Genomic DNA, 8,223 nt, shown 5'->3' on the forward strand with positions numbered 1-8,223 from the left:
GGTTATTTCCCTTCATTCGCCTTGGGATGGAACATCAGCAAGGAAGATTTCATGAGTAGTTCGGCTTTCAACAACCTGAAATTACGGGCGAGCTGGGGAAGAACCGGTAATCAGGAAATTCCTTCTAAAATCACAAAAGCGAGCTATCTGGAGCAGCGTTTGCAAACAGGAACCGGGAGCGTAAGCACCTATCCGATCGATACCGACGCTACTGCACTGGAAGGCTTTCCGTACGGGATTATTTACACGAGATTGGCCAATCCTAATTTGCAATGGGAAGTATCAACACAGGTGGATTTAGGTATTGATTTTGCATTGTTCAAATCCAAAGTGACTGGTACGCTTGATTATTTTAACAAGCAATCTTCCAACATCCTTCTGGAAGTTGTTCCTTCCGATCCGGTTCAGCCCACTTCCACTTATTGGAACAATATCCCGGATATGAAAATCCAGAACAATGGTGTCGAGCTAACATTGAATTACGCCAGCGATTCAAAGCGCGACTTCTCGTACAACATCGGGGGTAACTTCACCTACATTCAGAATAAAGTGAAGAAGTCTCCTTATGCAGTTTTGGCCACTGGCGCCGCGCAGGGTGCCGGCCAATCCGGGGCGACTATTAACGGCTACATTAATGATCAGCCGCTGGGCGCATTCTATATGTATCAATTTGATGGAATAAATCCGGATAATGGTCAAAATGCATTCAGAGATACAAACGGTGATGGGGCGATATTGGATAATGACCGTGTTGTGGTCGGCAGCGCAATCCCAAAGATCATTTATGGATATAGCCTTAATCTGAAATACAAGTCTTTTGATCTGGGTTTAAATTTTAATGGTGTAGCCGGCAATAAGGTTTACAACCACACGACTATGACGTTGTTCAGCAGGGCGCTGTTGGCCAAATCCAACAACACAACTGATTTTGCCACGCAATATCCTAATGAGGCGTTGAGCAATGCCAATGTCGTGTCGACCCGCTATCTGGAAAACGGCTCTTTCATGAGATTGAATAATGCTACCCTGGCTTACAACCTGAACCTAACAGGAACCAAGCTGGCGAACGTCATTCAGCGTGCCAGTCTTACATTAACCGGTCAGAATTTGTTTGTTGTCAGCAGTTATTCAGGTTTTGACCCCGAAGTGAATACGGGATCGGCTTCCGGCGGCATTCAGACATTTGGAATCGACCGCTTTACTTATCCAAGAGCAAGGACTTTCCTGCTTGGTTTGAATGTGACATTTTAATACAACAAAAACGATTAGCTACGATTCGTTGAAAATCAAATCACAATGAAAAATACAGGATTTTATAGAGCGTTGACGGCAGTGGGCTTGCTACTGGCCTTTATTGGTTGTACCAATTTGGAAGAGGATATTCTTGACGAATCGCTTACAGGAACGGGCCAGGCCCAACTTGTAAGCGGCTCCATAGCCCCGGTTTATGGCCTTCTCCGCTCCGGTGTATGGCTGCATACAAACCAGTTCGGACTGCAAGAGGTGGCTTCTGATGAAGGTATCCTTCCTTACCGAGGGGGTACGGACTGGTATGATGGCGGTAAGTTTATCGCGGTTCACCAGCATTTGATGACGCCGAGCAATGGCCTCGTAGGTGATACGTGGACGCAAATTACCCTTACTTTATCGAGGGCCGTTATTGCTGCGGAACGGTTAAATGAAGCAGGTAAAGCCGGTAATGCAGGTGCGCAGGCAGGTTACTATGAAATGGTTGCCATGAAGGCGTACCTCAATATGCTGGCACTGGATAACTGGGGATTGGTTTTCAAAAAGGAGCTTTCGAGTGAGGTGTCTCAGGTCCTGAGAGGCCAGGAAGCCATCAGTTATATCGAAAGCGAACTGTTATCGGTGGTTGACTTAATCCGTAAGGAAAATGATCCTGGCAGGCTGAATCAAAATGCGGTGAAAGCATTGCTGGCACGTTTGTATTTGAACGCCGCCGTCTATCGCAATCCGTATGGCACGCCTGAGTTCAGTAAGGAGGATATGGATAAGGTGATTAAATATACCAATGAGGTTATTGCCGGACCCTATGCCCTGTCTCCTGAATACTTCGATCTGTTCAGCGACGACAATCATACTAATAAAGAGCTCATTTTTGCACTCGACCAGCGGGGAGTATTGGAAACAGATCAACAGCGCTGGGCGTACTGGTCGATTTCCGGTGACCAGATCCCAAGACCGGAGTTCCCAAACACGCGCGGAACGGATGCAGTCGCAGCAACTCCTGACTTTTATCAAACCTGGGTGGATGCCAACGGCAATGTAGATCCAGCTGACGCTGATGCACGTTTTTTCAAGAAAAATACGATTGTTCCTGAAAACTTGAAAAACTTAACAGGCGTTACGCCTTTGAATGATGCCGAGCATTATTATTCCGTAGATGCCACGAAGTTTGAAATGGACAGAGGGATTTTGCGCGGAATCATCTGGGGGCCCAGAAAAGACGGAAGCGGCAATATTTTAAAATCTGCCGACGGCAAAGTGAGGATATATCCGGTGATCAACAAAAGAACCAGCGGAGCCAACCTGACTTATGTAAACCATGTACTCAATGTGGATTTTACAGGCCCGGGCAGCTTGCACAACACCGGCTACCGGTTTTCAAAGTATCAGTTCAGTCATACGGGTAACAATTGCTGCAGTTACAGCAGTGTCGACTTGGTATTGATACGGCTTGGAGAGATTTACCTGATGCGTGCCGAGGCGAAGCTGAGAAATGGCGACAATGCAGGTGCTCTGGCTGATATCAATACATTGAGAACTTCCAGAAATACCCGCCCAGCCCAGACTCCGAAAGCGCTGACTAAAATTGACCTTGACATCTTATTCCGTGAGTCGGGATTCGAATTGTATTGGGAGGCATTCAGAAGAACTTATCAGATCCGTTTTGGAAAATATGAAGGCACCTGGACAGGAAAAACGGACAAGAGCGTCGACAAGCGACTATTCCCAATCCCTCAGCGAGCCATCGACGGAGCTTCCGCCGACGAAGGATTTTTGGTACAAAATCAAGGATATTAAATCCACTCGAAACCAAAATGAGGCTGCTCCGAATCGGGCAGCCTCATTTTTTTATGACATTTTAATTTTTAATGACATTTAAAATTAATTCTTTATTGAGCGCTTTTTAATCGCCTCATTTATTTTGTCATTCAATTCAATGAAATAGGACTCCATTGTATTTGTTACTTCGATCAAATAATCATTGTTCATCATTACCATCATCTCTGTACCATCCCTAAGTTTCACTGCTTTTACCGATTTTATTGTTAAAAAATCAGCTCTGGATTCCTCTGTTATTTCATTAATGCTGATGTTTAAATTTGACTGTATTCTAATTGCTTTTCTGATTTGACTCCATGCTGCATTTAATGTTTTTGAGTAGATTTCGGTATCAGTGATTATTTTATTGTGTAAACGATTAGGCTCTGCTATTGCTAAAACTTCCTTGTCAAGTAAGTTTAATTCATTTACCAGGATATTGCGCGTTTCCATTAATGTCTCTTCCAAAATCGCTATTTCGGTAGACAACAGCTCTTTCCATATGGTGAAACCTCGTCTCGTAGCGATCTCATTTTCAAATGCATAAACATGCTTTAACTTGTACTCTGCGAGTGCTGAGTTATCCGGGTTAATAAGAATATCTATTTCTTCATTTATTTTTTTATCGAGCTTGCTTTGCTCGCTGTTTAATTCATAGCTTGTCTGTTTCAGCGTTTTTTTGTGGCTCTCCAATACCAAAATAATGCGGCGGTCCAAGGCTTCAATAAATATTGATTCAAAAAATCGTACTTTTTTCATTCGTGTACTGCACTAAGCCAGCCACCGGAAGTGCTGTTTGTTAAATAAGGCAGATACTCCATAGTCACTTGGTTAGCTGTTGATGTAAGCTTCTGCGAGGCAAATTATGCCGTAATGGTTTCGGAATGGCCCACAGTGGTTGCTATTGTAGGCGAAGTTATGGTGGCGACATATCGCCATTCACTTACAACTTTACTTGTACTGAATTTGGCCATCACATATCCCCGGTGCGATGCATCCAGATATTGCAAGTCATCGACGAGTAAAGCCAGTGCCTGCTCAAACCCGCCAAGTGAAGCCGGATCGGCGCCCAGATATTCTTCAAAACCAGGCGAAGTGACGGACGGAGCTGCCATTTCCCGACCTGCCTGAGACTTATCATTTGCGTTCAAATGTGAATACCAGCCATTATGAGAATCACCGGCAAGTGCGATCAGCTTTTTGCCTTTGGCCATTGCGTACACCATTTCCCGCTCAACAGGATAGCCATCCCAGGCCTCCAAGTTATAAGGCAAGACCGTTTTAACGCGCGCTTTGTCCTGCGGTGTTAATGTTGGATCATTAGCCAGCAAACGCGCTTTCAATTGGGTAAGCTGGACCAGCAGCGTCTGGAACATTTTGAATGTGGCAGGGCTCGCCGAGCCAGTTGCATCTACTTCACCAACGATTTGAACGATGGCTAACAGCAACTCGGCAGGAACATACATTTTACCCATCAAAACCTGTTGGCCCAAAACCTGCCATGTTCCTTTACCGGACCCAATGGCAGAGCCAAGCCAGTTAAGTTGCTCTTTTCCCAGAATCGTGCGGTTGGAATTAAGCCAATCTTTCTGAAAAGCGGCCGTGTCCAATCCACTTTGTGTGAAATAGTCTGAATAGGAAAGCTGCTTGTCGCGGCCAATAATACGGGTATCAAGCATATGCAGGTCCATTATGTTGCCAAATGAGAAGCTTCTGTAAATTTTCTCATCTACCAATGTTCTCACGCCAATGTATTCGTGATATGCTTTGATTGCCCGCTGCTTTCTTTCCTGGAAACTTCCTTCATTCTGATTGTGATTTTGGGCGCCGTCTTTGAATGCGTCATTGGCTACTTCATGGTCATCCCAAACGCAAATGAATGGCTTTTTCTGATGTGCCAGTTGCAGTTGCGGATCGCTCCGGTATTGTTTGAAACGTGTGCGGTAATCGTCCAGGGAAAGGATTTCATTCTCCGGCTTATGCAGGCGCGCCAGGGCAATGGTATCGGGATTGGAACCGTACTGACCTGAACCATATTCATAAATGTAATCTCCCAAATGAAGGACAACATCTGCCTCCGAGGCGGCAATGGCACCGTAAACATTGAATAGCCCTGCCGGATAATTTGAACATGAGCAAACTGCGAGTTTGACTTCATCCATCTCGCCAGCCTTTGCCAGCGTCTTGGTCTCGCCTACTGGCGAAACCACGTTGGTATTCGTAATAGTAAATCGATAGAAATACCTGGTGTTGGATTTCAAACCGCTGATATCCACGCTGATTGTAAAATCATCGTCCATGGAAGCATCGAGCATTTCTGTTTTGACGATCTGAGCAAAGCCAGCATCCAAGGCAATGTCATAAGTAAGGGTTACTTTTTGGGATGACGCATTCGCGGGAGAAACCCTTGTCCAAAGAATGATCTGGCTGTCCGTTGGATCGAAACTGGCAACGTTATAGTCAAAGCTGCCACTTTGATTTGGATCATTGGGGTTGGGAACATTGTGATCGGTACAGCTGCCAATGAGGACGGTTGAAAGAATTACCCCTCCCGCGCCCAGCACAGAGCGTTCCAAAAATTTTCTGCGGTTAATTGTAGTGTTGCCTTTCATACAGCCATGGATCATTTGAGATTAATCTATAAAGCTACCGCAGGCGTGTTTCCAGGATGTAACCAGAAGTTTAAATTCCTGTTAAGCTATTCACATAGTTTTGAAGCGTATCCCCGTTGAAGGATTCATCTTAATAAGCTTATTGTATCGCCCTTCAACCTCAATATAATATTGCCTTAATATTGTATTGATTATTTTGCAAGAAAACCCACATGGAAATTTTCTTGATGGTCCTTGGCGGGCTGGGCTTGTTCCTTTTTGCAGTTAACAATCTCTCTGACACACTAAAAGAGCTCATTGGCAATAAGGCCAACAAGTGGCTGGATTTGTTTACCAAAAACCTGGTTACTTCGGTCATTACCGGTACGGTTGCAACGATTTTGCTCGACTCTTCATCTGCGGTCATCATCATGACCATTGTCCTGGTCAATGCAGGTGCCCTGTCCTTTCGGCAGTCATTGGGAATTGTCATGGGTGCCAACATCGGCACCACGTTTTCAAGTCAATTGATCGCCCTGGATATCGGCCAGTACTCGCCTATCCCTATCTTTCTGGGTCTTGTGTTCAGTTTTGTTTCCAAGAATGAGCAAGTTTCCAAAACTGCTAGGGTTGTGCTTTTCTTTGGTATTCTGTTTTTCGGGCTGTACACCATGGAAAGGGCCGTTGAGCCACTGAAAGACCATAAGCAATTTTTGTCGTGGATGGAAAAGCTTGATAGTCCATTGCGTGGGACACTTATTGGTGCATTGGTTACGCTGGTAATCCAATCTTCGTCAGCTACTGTGGGCATGGTGATCACCCTGGCTAAGAAAGAGCTCATAAACCTACCCGGCGCAATCGCTGTTATGCTAGGCGCGGAACTGGGAACTTGCTCTGACACACTTATGGCGACTATTCGTTCGGACCGGCAAGCAGTGAAAACAGGTTTGTTCCACTTATTATTTAATATCATCTGCATTGCCCTGGGTTTGGCGATATTTCCTTTTTTTAACAACTTTATAGAATGGGTGTCAAATGGTGCGGGCATGCAGCAGAAAATTGCCAATGCCCATATGATTTTCAATATTGCTGGGGTCGTGCTGTTCTTCCCTTTGATCCCTTTTATTGAAAAGCTTCTTAACAGCTTTTTACCAGAAAAAAAGAAAGCAGCCCAACAAGCCCAGCCGTCTGCTACGGCGTAATCATGATATTTTGCCAGAAAGTTGCAGGCTATTATATTTTGCACGCCTGATGATGCGTGTGATCGGCATCTTGTCTCAATTGTAAGAGAGATAACGGAAATGGACTACCAGTTTGATCGTGATTACGTTTTTGACAGTGCAAAGTTTTGTGATCGATTTTCATATACGCCCATCACCTACTAGGAAGGAATCAAAGAAATGATTTTGACCGATAGGCAGCAGGCTCCGGGTACCCGTAACGATCTGATCATGTCACACATGCCCATTTTGACGGCCCTTTTGATGATCGAGCACAATGAAGTTAACAGATGGGAAATACTTGGCGGGACATGCCCACGGATACCGCTACAATAATTGATTTGTTTACAAACACCCCAAAGCTAAACTGGATGTCAGTTTGTTGAACAGGATTGCTTACAAAAATACGACTTGCCCATCAGCGGCAATATTAAGTTTTTTAAACCTATGTCTATATACGTTGCATTTTTCTATTGTAACATATTTTGTATATGAGGGTTAATTGGGGCAAATAAACATGACAGCGATTCACCAGCCAGTAATTATGATGGCGATTAAAGCAGATTACAGCGGGATCCTTAGGCGGAAAAAGTGTCGCAGGCAACGTTCACATTGGTAAAACTTTGAGGGAAACAAAATATTTCGCATAATAAGTGGCCTGACCCGGTGTGAAATATCCCTGGACTGGTAATATGGGCAGGTTTTGCTGAATGATATCATACTATAAGTAGTCATCGGAATTTAATACCCCTTTATACAGCCGGAGGTTCTGGCCACAAAGGTTGGATCTGGAAAAAGCTTTGCTTTTTAACAATTAGAAGTTGACTATAAATGGCTACCAGCGACCTCCTCATATTGTCTGCTACTCCCGAATTTATTAAGTAGCCCGGTCCTTCTTGCTCGCAGGTTTGCTCTAACTTTTGTATCTGATCGTCCATGATGTTTTTAGCTTTAAGTTTATAACAAGGCTGATGAAATTGTGATTTGCCTGAATTCAGAAATGGCCTGCTCAAATTGCTGATCAGATATGCCACTGGCTTGCATGGCTTGGTCTTTTATTTTGCTTAGTCCGCCTCCCTGAAACCCATAACTGGGCAATCCAAGGGCTATTGGACTAAAAAAATGGTCATGCTTGCGTTGCTTTACCCAAATTTCAACAAATGGCTCAATGGCGGTCTCTTCTGCCGAGTAATACCCCCTAACCACTATTTTAACTTGCTTGCCCGCTGTCATTGTGAAGATTTTCTCATAAATCATATCGATCGGTGTGTGGTGGCAAGGGCAAATTTACACAGAAGCTTCCTAGCAAACCACGGGTTAACAATATGATAAATTTACATTTGTAG

General features: G+C 44.4%; 6 protein-coding genes. 3 read left to right on the forward strand and 3 right to left on the reverse strand.

Features of this window, described 5'->3' with window-relative positions:
* A partial coding sequence (locus ACTIE6_RS11430; protein WP_439556757.1) for a TonB-dependent receptor domain-containing protein occupies positions 1–1,251 on the forward strand: 1,251 nt, incomplete at its 5' end.
* 45 nt (positions 1,252–1,296) lie between these two features.
* On the forward strand, positions 1,297–3,045 hold the full coding sequence (locus tag ACTIE6_RS11435; RefSeq protein WP_439556758.1) for a RagB/SusD family nutrient uptake outer membrane protein: 1,749 nt from the start codon (positions 1,297–1,299) through the stop codon (positions 3,043–3,045).
* A gap of 84 nt (positions 3,046–3,129) precedes the next feature.
* On the opposite strand, the gene ACTIE6_RS11440 is transcribed toward ACTIE6_RS11435, so the two are convergent.
* On the reverse strand, positions 3,130–3,825 hold the full coding sequence (locus tag ACTIE6_RS11440; RefSeq protein WP_439556759.1) for a hypothetical protein: 696 nt from the start codon (positions 3,823–3,825) through the stop codon (positions 3,130–3,132).
* Between the two features lie 104 nt (positions 3,826–3,929).
* Positions 3,930–5,678, reverse strand: coding sequence for an alkaline phosphatase D family protein (locus ACTIE6_RS11445; RefSeq protein ID WP_439556760.1), 1,749 nt, complete (start codon positions 5,676–5,678; stop codon positions 3,930–3,932).
* Positions 5,679–5,890: 212 nt separating this feature from the next.
* Between ACTIE6_RS11445 and ACTIE6_RS11450 the strand changes: the two genes are divergently transcribed.
* The gene (locus tag ACTIE6_RS11450) at positions 5,891–6,859 is read left to right on the forward strand and encodes a Na/Pi cotransporter family protein (RefSeq protein ID WP_439556761.1); all 969 of its coding nucleotides are present in this window, start codon (positions 5,891–5,893) and stop codon (positions 6,857–6,859) included.
* A gap of 975 nt (positions 6,860–7,834) precedes the next feature.
* Here ACTIE6_RS11450 and ACTIE6_RS11455 read toward each other — a convergent pair.
* Positions 7,835–8,134 carry a hypothetical protein gene (locus tag ACTIE6_RS11455; RefSeq protein ID WP_439556762.1) on the reverse strand — a complete coding sequence of 100 codons (300 nt, stop codon included), beginning with the start codon at positions 8,132–8,134 and terminating at the stop codon, positions 7,835–7,837.
* Positions 8,135–8,223 lie beyond the last annotated feature (89 nt).

The organism is Dyadobacter sp., from assembly GCF_051859145.1.
In the GTDB taxonomy this organism is placed as follows: domain Bacteria; phylum Bacteroidota; class Bacteroidia; order Cytophagales; family Spirosomataceae; genus Dyadobacter.